At 63.5% G+C, this 23,698-nt stretch carries 22 protein-coding genes; 7 read left to right on the top strand and 15 right to left on the bottom strand.

The window, feature by feature from the left end:
- Nucleotides 1–5: 5 nt before the first annotated feature.
- The 4 genes from K288_RS0106970 to K288_RS0106955 all read right to left on the bottom strand — a co-directional run bounded on the left by K288_RS0106970 (nt 6) and on the right by K288_RS0106955 (nt 2,788).
- A complete protein-coding gene (locus K288_RS0106970) occupies nt 6–1,352 on the bottom strand; it encodes a cbb3-type cytochrome c oxidase subunit I (protein ID WP_027578879.1) in 1,347 nt (448 codons plus the stop codon).
- 40 nt (nt 1,353–1,392) lie between these two features.
- On the bottom strand, nt 1,393–1,845 hold the full coding sequence (locus K288_RS0106965) for a cytochrome c (RefSeq protein WP_027578878.1): 453 nt from the start codon (nt 1,843–1,845) through the stop codon (nt 1,393–1,395).
- Nucleotides 1,846–1,950: 105 nt separating this feature from the next.
- On the bottom strand, nt 1,951–2,214 hold the full coding sequence (locus K288_RS0106960) for a cytochrome C oxidase subunit IV family protein (RefSeq protein WP_027578877.1): 264 nt from the start codon (nt 2,212–2,214) through the stop codon (nt 1,951–1,953).
- Between the two features lie 4 nt (nt 2,215–2,218).
- Nucleotides 2,219–2,788: a cytochrome c oxidase subunit 3 family protein gene (locus K288_RS0106955; RefSeq protein ID WP_027578876.1), complete on the bottom strand. Its 570-nt coding sequence runs from the start codon at nt 2,786–2,788 to the stop codon at nt 2,219–2,221.
- Nucleotides 2,789–2,948: 160 nt separating this feature from the next.
- Between K288_RS0106955 and K288_RS54035 the strand changes: the two genes are divergently transcribed.
- A complete protein-coding gene (locus tag K288_RS54035; RefSeq protein WP_201449646.1) occupies nt 2,949–3,104 on the top strand; it encodes a hypothetical protein in 156 nt (51 codons plus the stop codon).
- A gap of 54 nt (nt 3,105–3,158) precedes the next feature.
- Here the strand turns inward: K288_RS54035 and tcuB are convergent, their stop codons facing one another.
- Together tcuB and tcuA are read right to left on the bottom strand one after the other, a co-directional pair.
- A complete protein-coding gene (gene tcuB / locus K288_RS0106945; protein WP_043159427.1) occupies nt 3,159–4,268 on the bottom strand; it encodes a tricarballylate utilization 4Fe-4S protein TcuB in 1,110 nt (369 codons plus the stop codon).
- Nucleotides 4,269–4,451: 183 nt separating this feature from the next.
- On the bottom strand, nt 4,452–5,843 hold the full coding sequence (gene tcuA, locus K288_RS0106940) for an FAD-dependent tricarballylate dehydrogenase TcuA (protein WP_027578874.1): 1,392 nt from the start codon (nt 5,841–5,843) through the stop codon (nt 4,452–4,454).
- 142 nt (nt 5,844–5,985) lie between these two features.
- On the opposite strand from tcuA, the gene K288_RS0106935 reads away from it, so the two are divergent.
- Nucleotides 5,986–6,666 (top strand): GntR family transcriptional regulator, encoded by a 681-nt coding sequence (locus K288_RS0106935; protein ID WP_027578873.1) that lies wholly within the window; start codon nt 5,986–5,988, stop codon nt 6,664–6,666.
- Nucleotides 6,667–6,679: 13 nt separating this feature from the next.
- Here the strand turns inward: K288_RS0106935 and K288_RS44915 are convergent, their stop codons facing one another.
- The 7 genes from K288_RS44915 to K288_RS0106895 form a co-directional block, all read right to left on the bottom strand.
- Nucleotides 6,680–7,435 carry an IclR family transcriptional regulator gene (locus K288_RS44915; RefSeq protein ID WP_051334399.1) on the bottom strand — a complete coding sequence of 252 codons (756 nt, stop codon included), beginning with the start codon at nt 7,433–7,435 and terminating at the stop codon, nt 6,680–6,682.
- A 108-nt stretch (nt 7,436–7,543) separates the two neighbouring features.
- A complete protein-coding gene (locus K288_RS0106925; RefSeq protein ID WP_027578872.1) occupies nt 7,544–8,428 on the bottom strand; it encodes an NAD(P)-dependent oxidoreductase in 885 nt (294 codons plus the stop codon).
- A gap of 63 nt (nt 8,429–8,491) precedes the next feature.
- Nucleotides 8,492–9,688, bottom strand: a complete 1,197-nt coding sequence (locus K288_RS0106920; protein WP_027578871.1) for an ABC transporter substrate-binding protein — start codon at nt 9,686–9,688, stop codon at nt 8,492–8,494.
- Between the two features lie 22 nt (nt 9,689–9,710).
- Nucleotides 9,711–10,568 (bottom strand): alpha/beta hydrolase, encoded by an 858-nt coding sequence (locus K288_RS0106915; RefSeq protein ID WP_027578870.1) that lies wholly within the window; start codon nt 10,566–10,568, stop codon nt 9,711–9,713.
- Nucleotides 10,565–11,002: a hypothetical protein gene (locus K288_RS0106910; protein ID WP_051334407.1), complete on the bottom strand. Its 438-nt coding sequence runs from the start codon at nt 11,000–11,002 to the stop codon at nt 10,565–10,567. Before K288_RS0106910 ends, K288_RS0106915 begins: the two co-directional genes overlap by 4 nt.
- A gap of 1,038 nt (nt 11,003–12,040) precedes the next feature.
- Complete coding sequence (locus K288_RS0106900; RefSeq protein ID WP_027578868.1) at nt 12,041–13,390, bottom strand: MFS transporter; 1,350 nt, start codon at nt 13,388–13,390, stop codon at nt 12,041–12,043.
- 88 nt (nt 13,391–13,478) lie between these two features.
- Nucleotides 13,479–14,351: a phytanoyl-CoA dioxygenase family protein gene (locus tag K288_RS0106895; protein ID WP_027578867.1), complete on the bottom strand. Its 873-nt coding sequence runs from the start codon at nt 14,349–14,351 to the stop codon at nt 13,479–13,481.
- Between the two features lie 133 nt (nt 14,352–14,484).
- Here K288_RS0106895 and K288_RS0106890 point away from each other — a divergent pair, with 133 nt between their 5' ends.
- The gene (locus tag K288_RS0106890; RefSeq protein WP_160168945.1) at nt 14,485–15,483 is read left to right on the top strand and encodes a LacI family DNA-binding transcriptional regulator; all 999 of its coding nucleotides are present in this window, start codon (nt 14,485–14,487) and stop codon (nt 15,481–15,483) included.
- A 19-nt stretch (nt 15,484–15,502) separates the two neighbouring features.
- Here K288_RS0106890 and K288_RS0106885 read toward each other — a convergent pair whose 3' ends face one another.
- Both K288_RS0106885 and K288_RS0106880 read right to left on the bottom strand, forming a co-directional pair.
- Nucleotides 15,503–16,735, bottom strand: a complete 1,233-nt coding sequence (locus K288_RS0106885) for a dienelactone hydrolase family protein (protein ID WP_027578865.1) — start codon at nt 16,733–16,735, stop codon at nt 15,503–15,505.
- A 111-nt stretch (nt 16,736–16,846) separates the two neighbouring features.
- Nucleotides 16,847–17,791, bottom strand: coding sequence for a hydrogen peroxide-inducible genes activator (locus K288_RS0106880; RefSeq protein WP_027578864.1), 945 nt, complete (start codon nt 17,789–17,791; stop codon nt 16,847–16,849).
- A gap of 104 nt (nt 17,792–17,895) precedes the next feature.
- Here K288_RS0106880 and katG point away from each other — a divergent pair, with 104 nt between their 5' ends.
- The 4 genes from katG to K288_RS0106860 all read left to right on the top strand — a co-directional run bounded on the left by katG (nt 17,896) and on the right by K288_RS0106860 (nt 23,697).
- Nucleotides 17,896–20,067, top strand: a complete 2,172-nt coding sequence (katG, locus tag K288_RS0106875; RefSeq protein WP_027578863.1) for a catalase/peroxidase HPI — start codon at nt 17,896–17,898, stop codon at nt 20,065–20,067.
- Between the two features lie 314 nt (nt 20,068–20,381).
- Nucleotides 20,382–21,632: an ABC transporter substrate-binding protein gene (locus tag K288_RS0106870; RefSeq protein WP_027578862.1), complete on the top strand. Its 1,251-nt coding sequence runs from the start codon at nt 20,382–20,384 to the stop codon at nt 21,630–21,632.
- 125 nt (nt 21,633–21,757) lie between these two features.
- Nucleotides 21,758–22,585, top strand: coding sequence for an AraC family transcriptional regulator (locus tag K288_RS0106865; RefSeq protein ID WP_027578861.1), 828 nt, complete (start codon nt 21,758–21,760; stop codon nt 22,583–22,585).
- A gap of 101 nt (nt 22,586–22,686) precedes the next feature.
- Nucleotides 22,687–23,697 carry a branched-chain amino acid ABC transporter permease gene (locus tag K288_RS0106860; RefSeq protein WP_027578860.1) on the top strand — a complete coding sequence of 337 codons (1,011 nt, stop codon included), beginning with the start codon at nt 22,687–22,689 and terminating at the stop codon, nt 23,695–23,697.
- Nucleotide 23,698 lies beyond the last annotated feature (1 nt).

Raw genomic sequence — 23,698 nt, 5'->3', positions numbered from 1 at the left:
TTGCTCTATTCGGCGGGCTGCAGCGCACCGCCGGCGAAGGACCGCTTCTCACGCCCGGGCACCAGCACGGCCCAGATGAACATCAGCGCAGAGATCGCGACGAACACACCGGAGCCGAGACGAACCCAGTAGAACATCGCGAGCTGGTCCTGCACTTCCATGTAGCTCTGGCCGAGCACGCGCTGCAGATGGACCTGGATGATCCCTGCGAAGGTCAGCGCGAAGGTCATCGTCAGCATCGCCGTGCACATGATCCAGAAGCTTGCCATGCTGAGCCACTGGTTGTAGGGCGCGCGTCCGCGGATCTCCGGGATCGCGTAGGCCATCACCGCGAGATTCAGCATCACATAGGCACCGAAGAACGCGAGGTGCCCGTGCGCGGCGGTGACCTGGGTGCCGTGCGTGTAGTAGTTCACCGAAGATAGCGTGTGCAGGAAGCCCCACACGCCGGCGCCGAGAAACGCCATCACGGAGCAGCCGACGGACCACAACAGCGCCGCGCGATTCGGATGCTTGCGTCCCGCCTTCCAGGTCATCTGCACGGTGAAGATCACCATGGTGAAGAAGGGCGCGACCTCCAGCGTCGAGAACAGCGAGCCGATCCACTGCCAGTATCCCGGCGCGCCGATCCAGTAGAAGTGGTGTCCGGTGCCGAGGATGCCCGAGAACAGCGCCAAGCCGATGATGACGTAGAGCCACTTCTCGACCACCTCGCGGTCGATGCCGTTGAGCTTGATCATCAGGAAGGCGAGCACGGAGGCCATGATCAGCTCCCAGACGCCCTCGACCCACAGATGCACGACGTACCACCAGTACATCTTGTCGACTGCGAGGTTCGCCGGATTGTAGAACGCGAACAGGAAGAAGATCGCAACTCCCCACAGGCCGAACAACAGGATGTTCGTCACCGTGGTCTTGCGCCCCTTCAGCGCCGTCATCGTCACATTGAACAGGAACATCAGGCAGACGACGACGATGCCGACCTTGATGATGAAGGGCTGCTCGAGGAATTCACGCCCCTCGTGGTAGTGGAAGAGATAGCCGACCACCGCGGCGCCCGCCGCGCCGAAGAACATCCAGAACTGGATCTTGGCGAGCAGCGGACTGAAGAGCTCGGTCTCGGTCTCCTCCGGCAACAGGTAGTAGGTCGCGCCCATGAAGCCGATGAGCGACCACACGATCAGGGCGTTGGTATGTATCATCCTGACGATGTTGAAGGGCAGGATGACCGAAAGCGTGTTCGGCAGGACGTAGATCGTGCCGGCGAGCAGGCCAAAGACAACCTGGGCGAGGAAGAGCGTCAGCGCGCCGTAGAAGTGCAGCATCGCGACTTTCTGGGTCTGGTATTTCATCGAAAAGCTCTCATGTTGAAGGGCTGTCGGGACGCGGTGCTCATCCGGCCTTGTTGGGCGGCCAGTCCTGGCGCTTGATGGTGCTGGTCCATTGCAGGAAGTCGGCGAGATCGTTGAGTTCCTGATCGGTCAGGTTGAATTGCGGCATCTGTCGCCGGCCCGGCGCGCCTGATGGCTGCGCCTGCATCCACGACTTCAGGATGTCCCTTGCAGCGGCCGGATCCTCCTTGCCGCCCCAACGGTCCCACACATTGCCGACCTCAGGCGCGAAATAGGCGCCCTCGCCCAGCAGCGTGTGGCAGTTGATGCAGGAATTCTTTTCCCAGACATGTTTGCCGCGCGCGACCGAATCGGTCAGCGTCGAGGCGTTCGTCGAGGTGTTCACCATGTAGTAGTGGCTGTGGGCCGTCAGGCCGAGGAAGATCGCAAAGAAGAAGGCGGATCCCCCATAGAAGACGTTCCGGGCAGCCGTTTTCGTGAGGCGTTCAGCCATCACCTATCCTTTCCCGTTCTTGTTGATGGTGCGAGCGCCGGGCCAATCTACGTGGCGGCCCCATCGGTTCTTTGTGCTGGAGCAACTAGCGCGGCATTCGCCGGATCAGATCAGCAGCCTGGCGACGGACGCGGCCCAGGCGAACAATGCCACGCCGAGCACCCAAGCGGTGACCAGTCCGCGCCAGATTGCGGGCACTGCGCGAAGGCCGAGGAAGTCGAGCAGGATCCATCGCCCCTTCAGCGCCGCGAGCCCGAGCACGATGACGTTGCTCAACCAGGCAACTGGCACGCTTCGGGAAGCGATGAGCGTCGCGATCGCGAGGCCGATCAGGAGGATCAGGGTCGTTTCGAACGAATGACGGACCATGATTTCAACGCACCAGGTAGATGATCGGAAACATCACGATCCAGACCAGGTCGACCATGTGCCAGAACGACGTCCCGGTCTCGACCGCCCCCGCTTCCGCGCCGCGCTGAACCACGGCCAGTATCACCATGCCGAGCACGACGTGCAGCAGATGGAAGCCGGTCAGGAGGAAATACAGGGTGAAGAACGTGCTGGTCTCCAGTCCCACACCGGTCGCGATCTCGCCTGCGTATTCGAGAAGCTTGATCGCGACGAACGTGCATCCAAACGCGATCGCGAGCAGCAGCCAGCGACGGCAGGCTGCTGCCGCATGCGCGCGAGCGGCCGCCGCTCCACGTGCGGCGGCCCAACCGCTGGTCACCAACACCAAGGTGTTGAGGGCCGCAAGGCCGGGATCCAGGACGGCCTGGCCGGAGGCAAATACGACGGGGTTAACGGCGCGGGCGACAGCGAATGCGCCGAGCAGCAGGCCGAAGACCGCAAGCTCGCTGAAGATCAGGACCCAGATCATCGGGTCGCCGGGAAGTTCAGCCAGCAGGCCGCTTTCCTGCATTTCGCAATCTTGAGCCGACATGGATCCTCCGGGCGGGGTCGCTGCTGGGATCGCTATCGGCGATGAGAGCCCCGATCTTTGTCGTAGGACAAAGACGGGTGCAGCGCGCCGCGTAGGGTCCGGTCAGCACGGTCGCGCGAAGGCGGACGGCATTGAGTTGCCGGGAATTGGAGTTGGAACGATGAGCGACGCGCAGGTAGGCCTCGTCACCGCGACGCCTCTGATCATGATCTTCGCTGGCGCCCTGCGAGCGATGGGTGTCCTGTCCACCACCGCGACGATGGCGGCGATAGCGTTGTCGGCCGCGATCGCCGTGGCGCTCTTCTTCACCCAGTAAGCCCGGTCCCGGCGAATCCTTGCGGAGCAAACTGCGAAGGACGCTAAACCTTGCCTAGCCGTTCAGGCCGTGGCGCCGCTCCTGCGCGTAGCGCACCAGCGCGGCGAAACGATAGATGCCGTGGACGAACTTGCCATAGGGCATGGTGATGAACAGGGCGAATACGGCGCCGAGATGCAGCGCGAGCAGTGGTCCCATGGCCGGCGTCACACGTAACAGCAGCAGCGCCATTCCGGTGATGCCCGTCAGGAACAGCATGGCGATGAAGCCGACATCCATGCCGTAGCTGGTATCATCGAGCAGCGCGGGATCACGCCTCGTCTTCGCGAGCAGTAACCCGATCGGCCCGACGATCAGACCGATGCCGCCGAGCGAGCCGAGCACGACCGGCAGGTCCCACCACGCATAGGGCGCCTCGCGTCCCAGGAGATAGTGATAGAGCGTGGCAACCGACGTCGCAGCGAAGCACAACAGGAAGCCGTAGAAGGTGAGATGGTGATAGAGCTTGCGCCGGTCGGTCGGCCGATCGTCCTCGTCGTAGCAACCGACCCCGCCGCCATGGAGATAGCGCAGCTCGCCGGCATCGCGGATCGCCTGGAAGATCGAGCCGCCATCGGCGCGCGCACCGATCGGCTCGCCAATATCGCGCCAGAATGCGCGCACGCTCATGATGAGAGCCATGATCGCATAGACAAAGGCCGCACCGAACAGCGCCACCATCGCGTTGTGCGGCATCAACTTGTAGAAGGCGCCGGGGCCGGTGTGAACGCCGAAAAGCAGGTTCGGATCGTTGAAGGCAACAAAGCCGAGGATGAAAGCGGCCATGCTGAACGCGGCAACCAGGCTGATAACGAGCCCGTTGCGTTCAAACACGCCGGACAGTGCGCGCGGCCAGGCGTAGGCGGCATAGGATTCGGCACGCGCCACCGCCAGCGTCTGCGGAACATTGACGTTGAATTCGTGCGGCGGCGAGAACTGGCAGTCGACATAGCAGGCGCCGCAGGCGTGGCAGAGATTGGCGAGATAGTTGAGGTCGCCGTCGGAGAATGACCGGCGCATCTCCATCGCGGGAAACACCGCGCACAGCCCCTCGCAATAACGACACGAATTGCAGACCGTCATCAGACGATCGGCTTCCTGCAGGGTTGCTGAACTTGCTGTCATTGGTTAGCTCGGTCGATCGGCAAGTTCACCTCACCTCTCCCGCTTGCGGGGGAGGTCGGCGCGAAAGCGCCGGGTGGGGGCTCTCTCCACACGGAGAGTCCCTCCGCGGAGACACCCTCACCCCGGCCCTCTCCCGCAAGCGGGAGAGGGGGAGCAGTACGATCGCGAGTGCAGATCATCAATTTAGTTCCGTGCATTCTTTGCCGCTTCCCGTCCTGCGATCCGGCCGAACACGCTGCCGATGGTCATGCCGATCCCGGCGGCATAGCCGCGTCCCAGCACGTTGCCGGCCATGATCTCGCCGGCGGCGAACATGTTGGCGGAAGGTCTGCCGTCCTTCATCAGCATCCGCGCCTGCTTGTTCACGCGCGTGCCTAGATAGGTGAAGGTGATGCCGGGCCGCACCGGATAGGCGAGATAAGGCGGCGTCTCGATCCGGCGCGCCCAATGCGTCTTCGGCGGCTCGATGCCTTCGGTGCGGCAATCATCGAGGACGGTGTGATCGAACGTGCCGGGCCGTACCGCGGCATTGAACTCGGTGATGGTCTTTTCCAGCGCCGTCGGATCAAGCTCGAGCTTGCCGGCAAGCTCGGCGATCGTGTCGCCCGCGATCGGCGGAAACAGCGTCGGCATGAAGCTGGTTACGACGGTCGAATCGAAAATGATGTGGGCGATCTGATCGGGCTGTGCGGCCACCAGCCGGCCCCAGATCGCATAGCGCTTCGGCCAGATGTCCTCGCCCTCGTCGTAGAAACGCTGCGCATGCTTGTTGACGACGATGCCGAACACGACGGAGTCATGGCGTGTGATGATGCCGCCGTCGAATTTCGGCGCGCGGGCGTCGATCGCCACCGCGTGGCACTGCGTGGGATCGCCGACCTCCTGCACGCCCTTGGCCAGCAGCATCTTCAGGATCGAGCCGCGATTATAGGGCGTGCCGCGGATCAGGAAATTGTCGGCGGCCTCGCCCCAATATTCCCTGAGCCATTCGATATTGGCTTCGAAACCGCCGGCAGCGGCAACCAGCGTCGCGGCCGCGACCGTGGTCGTGCCGCCAACCGGCTGTTTCAGTTCGGCGGAGAGGAACATGCCGTCCTCGATCTTGATATCCACGACTTCGGCGTCGTAGCGGATCTCGACGCCAAGCCGTTCAGCCGTGAGATAGAGCGCGTTCAGCATCGCGCGTCCGCCGCCGAGGAAGAATGAGTTGGTGCGGCCGAGGCTGAGCGTGCCGCCGAGCGAGGGCTGCCAGCGCACCCCCTGTTCCACGATCCAGTTCAGGATATCCTTGGACTCGTGGATCATGAACCTGGCGAGTTCCTCGTCGGTCTCCCCACCGGTGACGCGCAACAGATCGTCCCAGAACTCCTCCTCGGTGTAGGGGCCGGTGAGGATCTCGGTTGCGGCGTCATGGGCGCAGCGCATGTTGCGTGTATGGCGCGTATTGCCGCCGCGGTAGAATTTGGGCGCGCCTTCCAGCACGAGCACGGAGGCACCTGCACGCCGCGCGCTGATCGCCGCGCACAGTGCCGCGTTGCCGCCACCTATCACCAGCACGTCGTATTTGCTGCTCATTCCCTCTGTCCAACAGCGAACGCCATTTTTCGGCGTTTTCCGGAATGCCTGCGCCATTGTCCCCTTTTGTATACAAAGATATACATAAGCACCGCAAGCGCCGTCTTTGCATGGGATTGATGCGCCTGCGACCGGAGGCAGGATGGCAAAGCGGCCGAACAAGGCGATCGGATCGATCTCGCGCGGCTCCGGCGTTCAGCTCGGCGAAGCCGTGTTCCGCTCACTGTGCGAGGCGTTGAAGGCGGGAGCCTACCGCGCCGGCGACCGGTTGCGGGAAGAAGAGGTCGCGCAGCGGCTGAAGGTCAGCCGCACTCCGGTGCGCGAGGCGCTGGGTCGGCTTGCCGCGCGCGGTTTCGTGGCGCCGGCGGGCGGCCGCGGGTTGATCGTCCGCAGCCTTGATATCGGCGAGGTGCTCGAGCTCTATACCATGCGCGAGATCCTGGAAGGCGCGGCCGCCCGGCTCGCCGCGGAGCACGCTTCGCAGCCGGAGATCGATGCCCTGACGGATATCGAGCAGGCGTTCGCGGAACACTCCGACGATCCGGCGGAGATGGCGGAGCTCAACCGCGCCTTCCATGAAGCGATCTGCCGCGCTGCCCGCAATCGCTATCTCGATAACGCCTCAAAGGAGTTGCAGGACTGGATCGCGCTGCTCGGCCCCACCACGTTCTCCGTGGCCGGCCGCCCCTCGACCAGCCGCAAGGAGCATCGCGCCATCATCAGCGCGATCGCCGCCCGCGACGGCGACAAGGCGGAGCGGCTGGCGCGCACCCATATCAGGGAAGCGCTGCGCTGCCGCTTGAAACTCCTGCAGAAGCAATAGCGAACGCTGCGCGCTATCTCCTTGCCCGTCGCGGCGAGCGCGCCGTCCCCTCAAGCGGCGGGGCGACGCGATCGAGAAGCTCGGTCGGTCCGCCCAGCGACCGCGTCAGCCGTGCCGCCGCTTGCGACAGCAGCAATGACATCGTCTTGATGCTGTCCTTGGTGAAGCGCGGCTTGGGACCGGAAAGCGACAGCGCGCCGACCAGCTTGCCGTTCGGCCCGAACACCGGACAGGCAGCGCCGGCGCAGTCCGGGTCGCGCTCGCCGAACGAAACCGCAATGGCGCCGTTCCTGATGCGATCGTAGGCCTCGCCGCTCTCCCCATCGAACGCCAGGATCACGCGTCCCGCAGCGCCGCGATCGAGCGGCAGCAGCATGCCCGCTTCGACGCGATCGAGCGTCGAGTGCTGGGAATCGATGCGAAAGACGCACAGACGGCGCTTGCCGTCATGGCGGACGTGGAACGACGGACTTTCCGTGCCTGCGGCCACCAGTTGCCTCAGGACCGGCATCACCTGGTCATGCAGATTGTTGGCGCGCTGATAGATCGCTCCCAACCGGAACGGCGTCGGACCAAGATGATATCGCCCCTCGGGGAGTTGCACGAGATAGCCGAACTCCTGCAGCGAGGTCATCAGCCGGAGTAGCGTGCTCTTGTACATCCCGGTGTGCCGGGAGAGCTCGGCGAGACTCATCGGCTCCGGTCTTTCCTCGAACGCGCCCAGGATGGTGAGCGCACGGTCGACGGCGGCGACGCCGGGTGAACGCATGGTGTCTCCTAAAGCATGATCCGGAAAAGTGGATACCGGTTTTCCGAAAGATCATGCTCAAATAAACAGCTAAAGCGGGCTGACGATTCGAAGAAAAGTCATCCCGCTTTAGCTGGAGAAGCCGGCGGGATCGATCAGTTTTGCGATGACCGGGAAGTACGCATCTCCCATCCCCTTGTCGATTGTCTCCTCGAAAATGCTGCGCATCAGCGCTGCGCCCCGCAGGTTCAGGCCGGCCTGCCCGCCCAGCTCCAGCGCGTAGCTCAGGTCCTTCAGCGCATATTCGGTCGAGAACGCCCGCAGCGGGAATTCCTTCGCGACGATCGCCTTCATGCCGTGGTTGCGGAGCGCAAAACTGTCCGCCGATCCCTTGGACAGGGTTTCCAGCAGCAGCCTTGGTTCGACGCCGCTGTGGCTCGCAACGGCGACGGCTTCGGCCAGCGCATTGACTGTCTCGAACAGCACCATGTTGTTCAGGATCTTCGTCACCTGGCCGGCGCCGGTGCCGCCGCAGAGGGTGACGTCGGTGGCGAAATGCCGGATCAGCGGCTCGACCTTGGCGAACGCATCGGCCGTCGCGCCGACCATCACGCTGAGCGTGCCATCCTGCGCGGCCTGGCGGGTGCGCGCGATCGGCGCGTCGATCCAGAGCGCGCCCTTTTCCGCCAGCCGCCGCGCAAACTCGCGGGTCATGCCGACCTCGGAGGTGCCCAGATCGATCACGGTCTGGCCGCTCCGGATCGACTGCGCGATGCCATCCTCGAAGACCGATGACACATGCTTGGCACTCGGCAGGCAGATGAAAATGACCTCGCTGCCGCTGATGACATCGGCAACGGATCCTGCGGCCGCGGCGCCATCGGCGACGATCCGCGCCAGCGGCTCCGCCGAAAGGTCGAAGGCCAGCACCTTCCGTCCGCTCTTGCGTACCAGATTGCGGCAGATCGGCTCGCCCATGACGCCAAGACCGATGAATCCGATTGTCCCTGTCATGCAGGCATTCTCCTCACACTTTGGGGCGGCGGTCGATGCGACCGCCCGCCCGTCTCCATATCTTCACTTGACCAGCGGACAGCCGCCTTCGCTCATCGGCCGGAACACCTCTTCGCCGGGCCTGGAGCTGACGATCCTGTAATAGTCGTATTTGTACTTGGATTCTTCGGGCTTCTTCACCTGCACCAGGTACATGGTGTGCAGCACGCGCCCATCAGGGCGGACGACGACATCCTTGTTGTACATGTCGTTGACCTTCATCTCGTGCATCTTGGCGGCAACGGCTGTCGTATCCGTCGTGCCGGCCGCCTTGACCGCGGCGAGATAGTGGTGGACGCCGCTGTAGACGCCGGCCTGGACCATGCTCGCGACCTTGCCGTCCATCAGCGCCGCATAGCGCTTCGACCATGCGCGCGTCTCCTCATTGAGGTCCCAGTAGAAGGAGGTTGTCACCTGCAGGCCTTGCGTCGCCTTCAGCCCGAGCGAGTTGACGTCGGTGATGAAGACAAGAAGACCGGCCAGCTTCTGCCCGCCCTCGACGATGCCGAATTCGCCAGCCTGCTTGATCGCCGTCTGCACGTCCGCGCCCGAGGTCGCGAGCCCGACGACGTCGGCCTTGGAGCCTTGCGCCTGCAGCAGGAACGAGGCGAAGTCCGCAGTGCCGAGCGGGTGTGCGGCCGAGCCGATCACCTTGCCGCCGGCGGCCTCGATGAACTTGGTGGCATCACGCTGCAACGCATGGCCGAACGCATAGTCGGCCGTGACGAAGTACCAGGTCTTGCCGCCGGCGCGCGTGATCGCGTCGCTGGTCAGCTTCGACAGCGCATAGGTATCGTAGTTGAAGTGAAAGCTGATCGGCGAGCACGACTTTCCGGTGAAGTCGGACGAGCCGGGGCCGCTGATGACGAAGATCTTGTTCTTCTGCCGCGCGATTTCGAGGATGGCAAAGCCGGCGGAGGATGCGGCGCCATCGGCGATCATGTCGACGCCTTCATTGTCGAACCATTTGCGCGCGGTGGCAGAGGCAATGTCCGGCTTGTTCTGATGATCGGCGGTGACGATCTCGATCTTCTTGCCGAGGATTTCGTTGCCGAAATCCTCCGCCGCGAGCTTTGCCGCGGCGATCGAACCGCGACCGCCATTGTCGGCGAACACTCCGGATTGGTCGTTGAGCACGCCGATTCGAATGACGTTATCAGCTGCTGACGCGACGCTCTTCTGCGCGGCCAGCACGGCCGCGATCGTCCAACACAACTTCATCAATACGCCTCCCTCACCAAATTCAAGTATTCTGCCCGCTCAGGATCTCTTGCAGCACCGGAGCGATAGAGGCGCGGAACTGCGCTGGATTCTCGCTCATCGGGAAATGGCCAAGCCGCTCCATGATCGTGGCCTTGGCGCCGGGAATGCTCGCAGCCGTGCGTAGCGTATCCTCCGGCGTGCAGGAAAAATCATACTCGCCGGTCAAGAGATAGAGCGGACACTGACGCACATCGATCTGACCAACGCGGCCGCGCAGATCGCCGTCGACCCGGTAGAAATAGAGATCGCCCTTGAAGATGCCGGGGCCGCCCTGCTTGTAGCCCCAAAGGGTCTCGTCGCGCGCCGTCGCCGGACCATTCGGCGCGATCAGGCCCGAAACCAGCGCAGCGCAAACTTCGCCGCCATGGACATCGGGCCGGTTCAGCCACGCCGTGTCGTACCAAGGCTGCTGGAAGTCAGCGGCCTCGAGCCCGATCAGCGCGCGAAACTCGCTGGCATGCGATATCGCGAGATTGAGGACGATACGTCCGCCGATCGAGCAGCCCATCACCACCGGCCGATCGAGCTTCAAGGCTTCGCAAAAGGCGCGGATGGTCGCGGTGTAGGTCGCCGTGGTCAGCCGGTACTCGTTGTCATACTGGCTGTCCGGCGGATTCGACTTGCCATGCCAGGGCATGTCGAACGCGATGATGCGGAACTGCTTCGTGAACTCTTCGTCAACAAGCAAATGGCGCCATTGCCGCGCATCGGAGCCGGCGGTGTGCAGGCAAACCAAGGGAATGCCGCTACCATTCTCCTCGAAATAGATGCGGTTGATCTCACCATCGATCTCGACATGGACGTAGCGCCCAACGATCGATTCAACAAAGCCACTCATGACGCACCCCCGAAACCACTGCGACGCGGCAGCGCCAGGAGATCCTTGAAGTACTGCAGATGCGACATGAAGGGATGCAGGTCGCCTTCCAGCGTCGCCTCTCCGCGCTTGGTGAGCGCCAATAGATCGTGCCAGCCCGGCGGCGGCATCGCCTGCCAATAGGCGCGATACGCAGCCGGCGTCGCGCGATAGGCAAAGCGCCAGGACCGCATCAGCACCGGCGCGGGAGTCATATCGAGGATACGCCCGCTGCGGATGGTCACATGAAACGGCTGCACCGTCGGTCCGAGCAGACACTCCACGTCGAGCCACCGACCGCGACCGATCAGTTTCTCGTCGCGAGACAGCAATTCCGGAATGGTCTTGAACGCTTCGACCACCTGATTGTCGAACGCGACAGATGGCCGGTCGGTCGATGTCGCATCAGGGTTCACGCCGTCTTCCTCCAAGCCGCTGTTCTGCAGAACAGAACGCTGTTCTATTTTGGTGTTACGTTTACACTCACTTCCCGACCGAACTCAAGAGGGATCGGCGGCGATTGGTGGTCGAGCGAACTCAATGGGTATTTTTCTCCGCGCGATCCGAGGGAGCGCGGACATCATCACAATGGCGACGGGGATGATCTAGGAGGAGAAAGGTGCCGCGGAAATTCCCGGTACAGGGCCCGCGGCGGCTGGCCGCAAGATAACATGAAACGTAAGCACGCGGACCGCGGCCGGCGTCAGGGCAGACTCAGATTGCTGTTGCCCGAGCGCCCAGCGCACGCGCGAGCAGCGCCCGTCTTGAAGGGCAAAATCACCGGCGCTGCGGCGTTTCGTCGTCCCGTTGTGAGCTGGCCTCATCGGATGGCGGGAAAATGGAGTCGTAGATCGCGCGCGCTTCTCGAATAAGCCGAGCGCGCTCGAGTTCAGACTTTGGAACAAATCGAACGACTTCACCCATAGCTGCTCAAAGCCCAGACCTGGGCAATCTCCTCTTAAATGACGGATATCATCTGAAGTAGTGCGCCTGCCCGGATCCGCATCCGATCTGTCATGAAGCGGGAATAAAAAGATCGTGAAAGTGCGTGAGAGGGAACCGAGAGGCCCCATCTCGGTGGCGTTGCCATCACGGCGGTTCCAGGGGAAAGCTACGAGGCGCCGGAGATCCGGTCGACAAAGGCTGCGGAGGTCCGAACCGCGCCCAGGTCGCTGCGGCAATCGATATCAGATGAACGTGCGCGCGCCGCGTGCACGCCAACCGACGACCAACATCAGGGAGAGATCCATGACAGGTGCAACCGAAGGCGCGAGAGCGCGGGTCGACATGAAGGAATGGGGGTCAAGCCACGGGCGCAGACGCTCGTGGTGAGAGATGATCCCCACCCTGTTTGCACTTGAGCGCAAACCGACCTCCCCGTTTCAAGGAGAGGTGGGAAGCAGCATGGACTCCGAACCGGAGCGACGACTGGACGCGGAGTGGCTGCGCCGCCCTCAGGCTCGTTGCGGCATCGCCGCGGGCAAGTCGTGCTGCATGGCGGGCTCGTCGGCGGTGATATCCTCCCGATAGGTCTCGGGCCCGATCCACACCGCGATCACCGTACATAGCGACAGGAACACCGCGTAGCACGCGACCGGCCACCAACTGCCGTAAGCGGCGACCAGCGCCGTTGCGACGAACGGCGCCGGCCCACCCGCGAGCAGCGAGCCGAGCTCGCGCGCAAACGCGAACCCCGCAAAGCGCCGCTGCGGCGGGAACAGCTCGGCGAAATACGCCGCTTGCGGTCCGAACATCGCGGCCGTCACCACGGCCCGGGCCAGGATGAAGGCCACCGCGATCCAGATCCATTCTTTGGTGCCGACCATCCAGAAGAACGGGAAAGCCAGCGCTACGCCCGCGAGCGCACCAAACAGATAGACCGGTCGCCGCCCGATGCGATCCGACAGCGCCGCGAAACCGAGGATCGCGAACAGCTCGATGGTGAACGCGAGCATCAGCGCGCTCAGCGCCTCCGATTTCGGTACGCCCACCGTGGTGATGACGTAGCTGAGCCCGAACACCGGGAAGAAATAGCCGAGCCCGTTCTCGGCCATCCGCGCGCCGAGCACGACCAGGAAGTTGCGCGGATGCCGGCGCAGCGCCTCCATCGCCGGATTGCGCTCGACCTTGCCGCGGGCGACGACGGCCTCGGTATAGACAGGCGTCTCCGTCACGCGCAGGCGCACGAAGATGCCGACCAGGATCAACAGGAAGCTCGCCAGGAACGGCAGCCGCCAGCCCCAGCTCAGCATCTCCTCGCGCGGCAGCATGGTCACAAGCGCAAAGGCGCCGGCCGCAAGCAGATTGCCGACCGACACGCCAAGCGGCGCGAAGCCGCCCCAGAAGCCACGATGCCTGCGCGGCGCATTCTCCACGAGATAGATCACCGCACCGCCATATTCGGCGCCGGCGCCAAGGCCCTGGACCACGCGCATGGCGACCAGAAGCAGAGGTGCCCAGATCCCGATCTGATTGTAGGTCGGCAGCAGGCCGATCGCGGTGGTACCGACGCCGATCATCAGCAGCGTGGCGACCAGCACCGGCTTGCGGCCGTAGCGATCGCCCATGATGCCGAAAATGATACCGCCCAACGGACGCACCACGAAGCCGACGCCGAAGGTCAGGAACGCCAGCAGCGTTCCGACGACGGGATCGCTCTTGGGAAAGAACAGCTCGCCGAATACCAGCGCAGCCGCGGTGCCATAGAGGAAGAAGTCATACCATTCGAGCGCGGAGCCGACGCTCGCAGCAAGGATCACACGTAAACGCGATTGGCCGGTGCCGCCGGCCTTGAGCTCGGTCATTGGTTTCCATCCCTGTTGATTTGTTTTTTGATCGTCGCAAGCGCGAAGCCCGCGGGTGTTGCTCCCCGCGGGCTTCGTCGGAATTCTGTCAGGCGGCGCGCGTGAAGTAGGTCTTCTTCGACGCGGACTGCGTTTCGTAGATCGAGCCTTGGCGCTTGGGCGGCGGCAGCGGCATGCGCACTGGAACACTGGTTATCCGCGGCGCGATCACCGAGCCGCCGGCAAGCAGGCGGCTGTCGAACTCCGCAAAATCCTTCACGCCTGCCAGCGGCCAGGCATCGCTTGCCGCAACTTCATAAAGCAGAAGGTTGCGCGGGCGGTTCGAGGTGTTGGTCGCCGAGCCGTGCAGCGCGCGCACGTGATGGAACGACATGCTGCCCGCCTTGCCCATGCAGGGCACGGCCCGTTTGATGTCGTCCTGAATCAGGTCCGGATCGATCAGGCCGGCGAAGCAGCCGTCCTCGCCATGGTGATCCCACATGGTGCCGCCGACATGCGACCCGGGCGTCACCATCATGGGGCCGTTCTCCAGATCGCAGTCGTCAAGCAGCACGCCGATCGCAAGGATGTCGTCATTGGTGTGGGGATAGAACGCCCAGTCCTGATGCCACTCGACCGGCGAGCCGTACTGCGCGGACTTCATGTTGAGCTTGGAGCCATGCAGGCGCAGACCGGGTCCGATCAGCTTGGTGAGGATAGAGATGACCGGCTCGCTGCGGACGATCTGATCGAAGATCGGATGCACCTTGTGCGGCGCCTTGATGCGGCGGACTCGCGGGTTCTCCTGGGTGTGGCCGGGTTCGAGGTCATAGACGTCGGTATGCTCGGTCACACTGGCCGCGCCGGCAACCAGTTCGGCCAGCACGGTGCGGACCTGCGCCAGCGTATCCTTGTTGAGCACCTCGGGGACGACGATCACTCCGTCGCGTCGGTAGGCCTGGACCACTTCGTCTGAAATCATACGGCGGTTCCTCCTTTTGTTATGCTAGCGCTATCATCGCCATATGTTAGCGCTGTCATTCGCAATGCTAGCGCTGTCACTATGGATGCGCAATCTGGAATCGTGCAGATTCACCGCCACCATGGGTTCCGAATTGACTGAGACCGAAACCAGCTCCGACGAGGTCGCCCCGACGCTGTCGGCGGTGGCCAAACGCGCGGGCGTTTCATCGATCACGGTAAGTCGCGTGGTCCGGCTGCCGGATCTGGTCGCGCCGGAGACCCGCGCCAGGGTCGAGAAGGCGATGCGGGAACTGGGCTATGTGCCCAACCTGGTCGCGGGCGCGCTTGCGAGCGCGAAGACCAATTCAGTCGGCGTCCTGGTGCCGACGATCGCGAACTCGATCTTTGCCGACACCGTCCAGGGCCTCTCCGACAAGCTCGAGCCGCTCGGCTATTCCGTGATCCTTGCGCAGTCGCGCTACGACGCTGCGCGCGAGGATCGCATGCTGGCGGCACTGCTGTCGCGGCGGCCGGAAGCGATCATCATGGTCGGCTCGCCCGCGACCGAGGACGGCAAGCGCCTGCTGCGTCACGCCCGGATTCCGATCGTCGAAACCTGGGAGCTGCCGATCGATCCGATCGATGCCGTTGCCGGCTTCGACAATTACGAGGCCGGCGCTGCGGTTGCGCGTCACTTCATCGCGCAGGGCCGTCAGCATCTCGCCTTCATCGGCGGCGACGACCCGCGCGGCACACGGCGGTGGCTCGGCTTCCAGGACCACGCGCTGGCGTGCGGGTTACACCAGCCGCGGCGGCTGATCCTCGAACGCAACGCGTCCGGCAGCGTGGCTGCGCATGCAAATCTGCCCGGCGTCGATGCCGTGTTCGCGGCCAACGACGCCCATGCCATCGGCTTCATGGCAGGCTTGCGCAAGGCCGGGCTGCTGCGCGACGGCCCGGCCGCGGCACAGCCGGTCGCGGTCGTCGGCCTCGGCGATCTCGAGATGGGACGGCTGATCTCGCCAAGTCTCAGCACCATCAGCGTCCATGGCGATGCGATCGGCCGCACCGCCGCAACACTGACGCTCGAGCGCGGCGGCCAACGCCGAATCGATCTGGGCTTCGAACTGGTGCTGCGCGACAGCGGCTAGAGTGTCGTCGACCAGTTGATTATTTCGGAGCGCTCTCTGCCCAGCGCGCCATCAACGTGTTCGACGGCAAGGACTCGTCGACCAGCTTCTTCGCGGTCTCGACGCCCGCCACCGGAAGCTTCGCAGGATCGAGCAAGCCGATCTGCACCAGCACCGAGGCCTGGTCCCAATAGATATGCTCATTGTAGAGCTTGTCGCCGCGGAAGCGGACGATCGCGACCAGCGGGATCTCCACATACTTGCCCGTCGGCGGGATGCCGGGCAGCATCCAGTCGATCTCGATGTCGTGGGTGAAGCAGAACAGCATCTCGTCCACGACGCGGTCGGCACCGATGGTGCGCGAGATCGGCACCAATTTGGTGTCCTGCGGCGTCTTCGGGATGAAGTGGTTCTTGTAGAAGCGCAGCAGGTCGCGATAGCCGACGCCGCCGGTCATGGTCGGGATGTGGTTGACATAGGGCTCGGCGACCATGGTCTTCATGGTCTCTTCGGCCGAGCGCGTCGCGAATTCGAGCTCGGTATGCTTGTCCCACAAGGCGGAGAGATCGTACCGAGGACCCAGCACCTTCCGGAACAGCGCGATCGAACGCGTATGCGCCATCAGCGATGCAGGCTTGTTGAAGCTCGCCCGCTCCGGCGCAGCGAACGCGTGATCGCAACCGGGATAGAGATAGAATTCGACGTCGGGACGTCCAGCAAATGCCGCCTTGATCTGTTCGCGCGCTTCCGCCGGCGCAAAGCGGTCGAGCTCTGCAAAATGAAAGACCATCGGCCCCTTGACGTTGCCGGCCTCGCCGAGATCGGCCTCGATGCCGACTCCGTAATAGCTGACGGCACAGTCGACATCGGTGCGCGCGGCAACGAGATAAGCGAGCTTGCCGCCCAGGCAGAAGCCGAGCGCGCCGACCCCGCCCTTGCATTCAGGACGCGCGCGCAGGACTTTCAGCGCATCGGCCGCATCCTTGATCGACCGGTCGACATCGAAACGCCGGTAGTAGCCCATCGCCTTGCCGAAATCCGCGTCGCTGTAGCCGAGCTCGACGCCCGGCTCCATGCGCCAGAACAGATCTGGCGCGAGCACGACGTAGCCTTCCTCAGCATAGTAGTCCGCCACCGCGCGCATCGAGGCGTTGACGCCGAAGATTTCCTGCAGGAGCAGGATGCCGGGACCGGAGCCCGAGGCGGGCACAGAGAGGTATCCCTTGAAGCTGCCGCCATCCGTTGCGGCGATGTCGATCCACTGTCCGGCCATCGTATCGATCTCCTGTCGTTTCTTTGTTTGAGCATGATCTTTTCGGAATCATGCTTCGAGGCGCTTGGAATCCAACTTGGAGATACCGCCCGCCAGGGCGGTCGACGCCGGTCAGGCCCGGCGATGGCGTGATCGTGATGACGACTTTGGAGCGCGCTGCTCGCGCAACGCCTCGGCTGACAGACAAACCACTTCGGAAATCTGCATAAGCTGCCTCGCCAGAGGGCTGGTCTTGCGCCAGACCATGCCGATGGTTCGCGACGGTTGCGGGTCCTTGAAGCGGGCGACGGAGACCGATGCCGAGCGCGTCTCCACCCCCACAGCCATTTCCGGGATCAGGGTGACGCCGATGCCGGCGCCGACCATCTGAACGAGCGTGGACAGCGAGCTTGCTTCCAGCACCTCCCGCGGCGGCGATGACTGCATGTTGCAGAACGATAGCGCCTGTTCGCGAAAGCAATGTCCCTCCTCCAGCAGGAGAAGCTTCATCTCGCGCAGCGCTTCGCTGCTAGGCACCGGCGTGCCCTCGTCCTCGCCCGGCCGCACCAGCAGGAAATTTTCCGTGAACAGCGCGACCTCGGTCAGCGAGGGCTCGGACACCGGGAGGGCGACAATGGCCGTGTCGAGCCGGCCTTCCGCCAGTTCCTTGATCAGCTTCGGCGTCACCGTCTCGCGAACGTGAATGTCGAGTTCGGGATGCATCTGCGTGAGATTGGCGATCACCTTGGGCAGCAGATAGGGCGCAATCGTCGGGATCATGCCGATGCGCAGCCGGCCGACGAGCTGGTCCCGCGACGCACGCGCAAAGTCCCCGAGTTCATCGACCGAGCGCAGGATTTCGCGGACGCGCTGGGCGAGTTCTTCGCCGAACTTCGTCAGCACGACCTGCCGGGCGCTGCGCTCGAGCAGCACGCCGCCGACCGCTTCTTCCAGTTCCTTGATCTGCATCGACAGCGCCGGCTGCGTGATGGCGCATGCCTCGGCTGCACGTCCGAAATGGCCATGACGCGCCAGCGCGTCAAAATAGCGAAGCTGTCGCAGGGTAAACTGGATCATCAGAATATCTTATCGCAACAATCACTAAAGTCAATTTCACCTGATGATAACGGTTGTTTAGACTGATTCCAGACCCCCACCAGAAACTGCCGCAGGAGGCAATCATGGACGACAAAACAAAATGCCCGGTCGCGGGTGAAAGACACGGATTTACAAACCGTGACTGGTGGCCAAAACATTTGAACATTGATGTCCTGCATCGGAATTCCAGCCTGTCCGATCCGATGGACAAGGACTTCAACTACGCCAAGGAATTCAAGACGCTCGACCTGAACGCGGTCATCAAGGACCTGCGTGCCGTGATGACGGACTCGCAGGAGTGGTGGCCGGCTGACTTCGGCCACTATGGCGGCCTGATGATCCGCATGGCGTGGCATAGCGCCGGCACCTATCGCATCACCGACGGTCGCGGTGGCGCCGGCGCCGGCCAGCAGCGCTTCGCGCCGCTCAACAGTTGGCCTGACAACGCGAACCTCGACAAGGCGCGCCGGCTGCTCTGGCCGGTCAAGCAGAAGTACGGCCGCAAGATCTCCTGGGCCGACCTGATGATCCTGGCCGGCAACGTCGCCCTCGAGTCGATGGGCTTCAAGACCTTCGGCTTTGCCGGCGGTCGCGCTGATGTCTGGGAGCCCGAAGAACTGTATTGGGGTCCTGAGGGCACCTGGCTGGGCGACGAACGCTACAGCGGCGAACGCCAGCTTGCCGAGCCGCTCGGCGCCGTGCAGATGGGCCTCATCTACGTCAATCCGGAAGGACCGAACGGCAAGCCAGACCCGGTCGCCGCGGCGCACGACATCCGCGAGACGTTCTTCCGCATGGCGATGAACGACGAGGAGACCGTCGCGCTGATCGCCGGCGGCCACACGTTCGGAAAGACCCACGGCGCCGGCGATCCGTCCCTCGTCGGTTCGGAGCCGGAAAGTGGTGCGCTGGAGGATCAGGGCCTCGGATGGAAGAGCAAATTCGGCACCGGTATCGGCGCTGATGCGATCACCGGCGGCCCCGAGGTGATCTGGACCCAGACCCCGGTCCAGTGGAGCAACTATTTCTTCGAGAACCTGTTCAAATATGAATGGGAACTGGTGAAGAGCCCGGCCGGTGCCTGGCAGTGGCAGGCAAAGGGAGCCGAGGCGACAATTCCGGATCCCTTCGACAAGTCGAAGAAGCGCCTGCCGACCATGCTGACCACCGATCTCTCGCTGCGGCTCGATCCGGCCTACGAGAAGATCTCGCGCCGCTTCTACGAGCATCCGGATCAGTTCGCGGACGCATTTGCCCGCGCGTGGTTCAAGCTCACGCACCGCGACATGGGTCCGATCGCGCGCTACCTCGGCCCGCTCGTGCCGAAGGAGACGCTGATCTGGCAGGACCCGGTCCCGGCCGTCGATCATCCGCTGATCGACGACAAGGACATCGAAGCGCTGAAGGCGAAGGTCCTCGCCTCAGGTCTGTCGGTGTCGCAGCTGGTGTCGACCGCCTGGGCGTCAGCGTCCACCTTCCGCGGCTCGGACAAGCGCGGCGGTGCGAACGGCGCTCGCATCCGGCTGAGCCCGCAGAAGGACTGGGAGGTGAACGAACCGGCGCAGCTCAAGACCGTGCTGCAGAAGCTCGAAGCCATCCAGAGCGAGTTCAACGGATCGCAAAAGGGCGGCAAGAAGGTCTCGCTCGCTGATCTGATCGTGCTCGCCGGCAGCGCCGCGGTAGAGAAGGCTGCGAAGGACGGCGGCACCGACGTGAAGGTCCCCTTCGCGCCGGGACGCACGGATGCGTCGCAGGAGCAGACCGACGTGGCCTCCTTCGCTCCGCTCGAACCGCGGGCCGACGGCTTCCGCAACTACATTGGCAAAAGGCATCAGTTCATGCTGCCTGAGGAAGCCTTGGTGGATCGGGCTCAACTGCTGCGGCTCTCCGGGCCGGAGATGACGGCTCTCGTCGGCGGACTGCGCGTCCTCGGCGCCAATGTCGGCCAGTCGAAGCACGGCGTCTTGACCGACAAGCCCGGCAAGCTGACGAACGACTTCTTCCTGAACCTGCTCGACATGCGTACGCAGTGGAGCGACAAGGGGGATGGCGTCTACGAGGGACGCGACCGCAAGTCGAACGAGCTCAAGTGGACCGGTACCCGCGTCGACCTGATCTTCGGTTCGCACTCGCAGCTCCGCGCGTTCGGCGAAATCTATGCCTGCGCGGACTCGAAGGAGAAGTTCGTGAAGGACTTCGTGGCGGCCTGGACCAAGGTCATGAACCTCGATCGCTTCGACCTCGCAGGTCGTTGAGATCCTGAAGGCTGTCGCAAGCCATCAGCAAGAAAGAGGGCGGCGTTTCAATCCGAAACGCCGCCCTCTTTATGTCCGCCGTCCCTGCGTCAGATCTACGCATCCGCGTCGACTGACCCTCTCCGCACCACAATCCCACGCCAGATATCATTGCGGCGCAGCATGCAAAATGAGACTGCCCGTCAAGCCGCGCGGCGCGGAGACGTCCGCGCTGCATCCGCCATCGGTTAGCCTTCGCCCAACAACCAGACGTCGCAGCCAGCGCAAACGCGCGGGCCGCATGCAAGACGCTGCAAAATGGGAGGAGGACAGCAATGTTGAAAGGCAGTGTGGGACTGATCGCGCTAGGCAGCCTGTTGCTTTCAGGCGCCGCAGTCGCGCAGGAGAAGATCAAGGTTGGCGTTACCGCAACCCTCGAAGGCACCTACACCGTGCTCGGCGAGGACGGCATCCGCGGTTTCCAGACCGCGCTCAATACGCTCGGCAAGAAGGTCGGCGACAAGGAGCTCGAATTCGTCATCGCCTCGACGGATGCGACGCCCGATTCCGCGGTGCGCGCCGTGCGCAAGCTGATCGAGCAGGACAAGGTGCAGATCCTGCTCTCGCCACTTTCCGGCGACGAAGGCATCGCGGTGAAGAACTTCGCCAAGTCGCGCCCCGAGCTGACCTTTATCAACGCCGCTTCCGGTGCGCAGGAGACGACCTATGTCGACCCTGCTCCGAATTTCTTCCGCTACAACATGGACGGCGCGCAGTGGCAGACCGGTCTCGGCAAATATGCCTATGATAGCAAGGGCTATCGCAAGATCGCGACCGTCGGCGAGGACTATTCCTTCATCTACACGCAGGTGTTCGGCCTCGTGCTTGAATTCTGCGGCGCCGGCGGACAGGTCACGAACCGGCAATGGGTGCCGCTCGGCACCAAGGACTTCGCCTCCGTGATCGCCGCCCTGCCGGACGATGTCGATGCGATCTATCTCGGCCTCGGCGGCGCTGATGCCGTCAACTTCCTCAACCAGTATCAGCAGGCCGGCGGCAAGGCGCATCTGATGGGCGGCTCGATCATGATCGACCAGACCATCCTGTCGTCCAAGGGCAGCGCCAAGAACGCGCTGATCGGCACCATCGCCGCGAGCGGCCAGGCCGACACCTGGGAGGATCCCGGCTGGCAGAAATTCGTGAAGGCCTATCAGGACTCTTTCCCGCCGAACAAACGCTTCCCGAGCCCCTCGCTGCTCGCCACCAATTATTACGGCTCGACCATGGCGCTGATCCTGGCGCTGCGTCAGGTTAATGGCGACCTCAGCAACAACCAGGCGAAGCTCAAGGAAGCGCTGGCCAAGATCGAGCTCGACGCGCCCAACGGCAAGATCAAGCTCGATTCCAACCGCCAGGCGATCGGCACCAATTTCGTGACCGAGGTGGTGGACGACGGCAAGGGCGCCCTGTTCAGCAAGGTCGTGAAGGTGATTCCGAACGTGAACCAGACGCTCGGCTACGATCCGGCGGTGTTCGCCAAGATCGGCTTGCCGAGCCGCACTATCCCGGAATGCAAGAAGTACTGACCTAATTTTTGCGGGTGCGAACCGACCGTTGGCTGACGGGCGCGCGGCGTTGACACGCTTGCGTTCTTTTCCCGGATGTTGAACGCTAGTTGAAAAAGATGAGAACATCCCGCGGGAGGGAGGGCATGAGCAAAGCGCTTGCCGTCTTCCACGGCCGGTTCGGTCGCGCGACGGTCTATCAGTTGAACCGTCCCTTCAACGTGCATGCGCACCGCGAGGGACATCTGATTTTCCATGTCGGTGGCACGCCGGCGCAGATCGACGTCTGCGATCAGCGCCGGCTCCTGACCGAGGATTCCGTCGTCGCGGTCAACCCGTGGGAGCCGCACAACTTCCTGCCGACGGACATGGAACGGGGCGCGATCTTCTTCGTGCTCTACGTCAACGCCGAATGGTTCGCGCCTGACGTGTCCTGTGCGCAAGGCCTTCGCTTCGGCCGCACCCATTTCAAGCGCAGCGACATACTCGACCGGCTGATCCGGCACACCGCGGCGCTTGTGTGCGGCGCACCTTCGCTCAAGAGCCTCGATGGCGAATTGCGGCGCCTGATCGATCTCAGCTACGAGGAAAGCTGGCGGCAAACCGAAACCTGTCAGGAAATTCGCACCGCCGCCGCGATCACCGATTTTCGCATCCGCAAATCCGTCAAGCTGCTGTCCGAAAGCCCCGGCGCCGAGATCGAGCTGGATTCGATCGCCCGCGCCTCCGGCCTGTCGCGGCCTCACTTCTATCGGCTGTTCCGCACCCAGACCGGCGTCACGCCGCATCTCTATCGCAACACACTGGTCATGGAGCAGGCGCTGGACGCGCTGGTCGACACCGAGGCGCCGATCGCCGATATCGGCTACGATCTCGGCTTCTCCTCGCAAAGCGGCTTCACCCGCTTCTTCGCCGCCAATGTCGGCATGGCCCCAACCGACTACCGCCGCGCCGCCAAGGTGCTGCGTCCCTGATAAAAGATACTCCCGGTCAAATCCGCCGCCTCGGCCTCCGTTAGGATACGAATAACGCGATCCGCAAAGACGATCGCGAGGCCTTGAGGGAACGCACGTCGATGGCACGGTTCATCGAACGCCATCCGGCATGGGCGCTGATCGCGATCATCGCGATCGCGCTCCTGCTGTGGCTGGTCTTCGCGGTCTGGCCGCCGGGCCTGGAGCAGGCGATCGGCCGCAAGCGCGTCTTCCTCAACGCCGTCTTCAACGGCATCACGCTCGGCGGCCTGTATTTCCTGGTGGCCAGCGGCTTCACGCTGATCTTCGGCTTGATGCGCAACGTCAACCTGGCGCATGGCTCGCTCTATCTGTTCGGCGGCTATGTCGGATACGCCATCAGCGCCTGGACCGGTTCCTGGATCCTGAGCTTCGTAGTCGCCTTCATCGCGGTCGGTCTCGTCGGCGTGCTGCTGCAGATCCTGGTGTTCCGCCGCATGGAGGGCCAGGACCTACGGCAGACGATGGTGACGATCGGGCTTGCGATCGTGTTCGCCGATTTGATGCTGTGGGTGTTCGGCGGGGACTTCTATCAGATCCAGACGCCGAGCTGGCTGGTCGGCCCGGTGCAGCTACCCTTCATCACCGCGGTCAAATCCTCCGGCGAGCCGGTCTATCTGCAATATCCGATGGTGCGGCTCGCGATCTTCGCCGCCTCCGTCGTGATCGGAGTTGCGATGTGGCTCGCGCTGAACCGCACGCGGATCGGCATGATCGTGCGCGCGGGCGTCGATGATCGCGATATCCTGGCCGCGACCGGCGTGCAGATCCAGGCCGTGTTCGTGCTGGTGTTCGCGCTCGGCGCCGGGCTTGCCGGCATCGCCGGCGTGGTCGGCGGCACCTTCCAGTCGATCTCGCCGGGTGAGGATACGCGCTTCCTGCTCGCCTCACTCGTGGTCGTGATCGTCGGCGGCATGGGGTCGATCCCGGGCGCTGCGCTCGGCGCCATCATCATCGGCCTCGCCGAGCAGCTCGGCTCCGTCTACATCCCGACCTACGCCATCGTCGTGACTTTCCTGATCATGGTCCTGGTCCTGGCGGTGCGGCCGCAGGGCCTGCTCGCGAGGCGATGAC

Source organism: Bradyrhizobium sp. Ai1a-2 (assembly GCF_000426245.1).
Classification (GTDB): Bacteria; Pseudomonadota; Alphaproteobacteria; order Rhizobiales; family Xanthobacteraceae; genus Bradyrhizobium.
The sequence above is the reverse complement of the archived record's forward strand: the minus strand, read 5'-3'. Positions and strand labels throughout refer to the sequence as shown.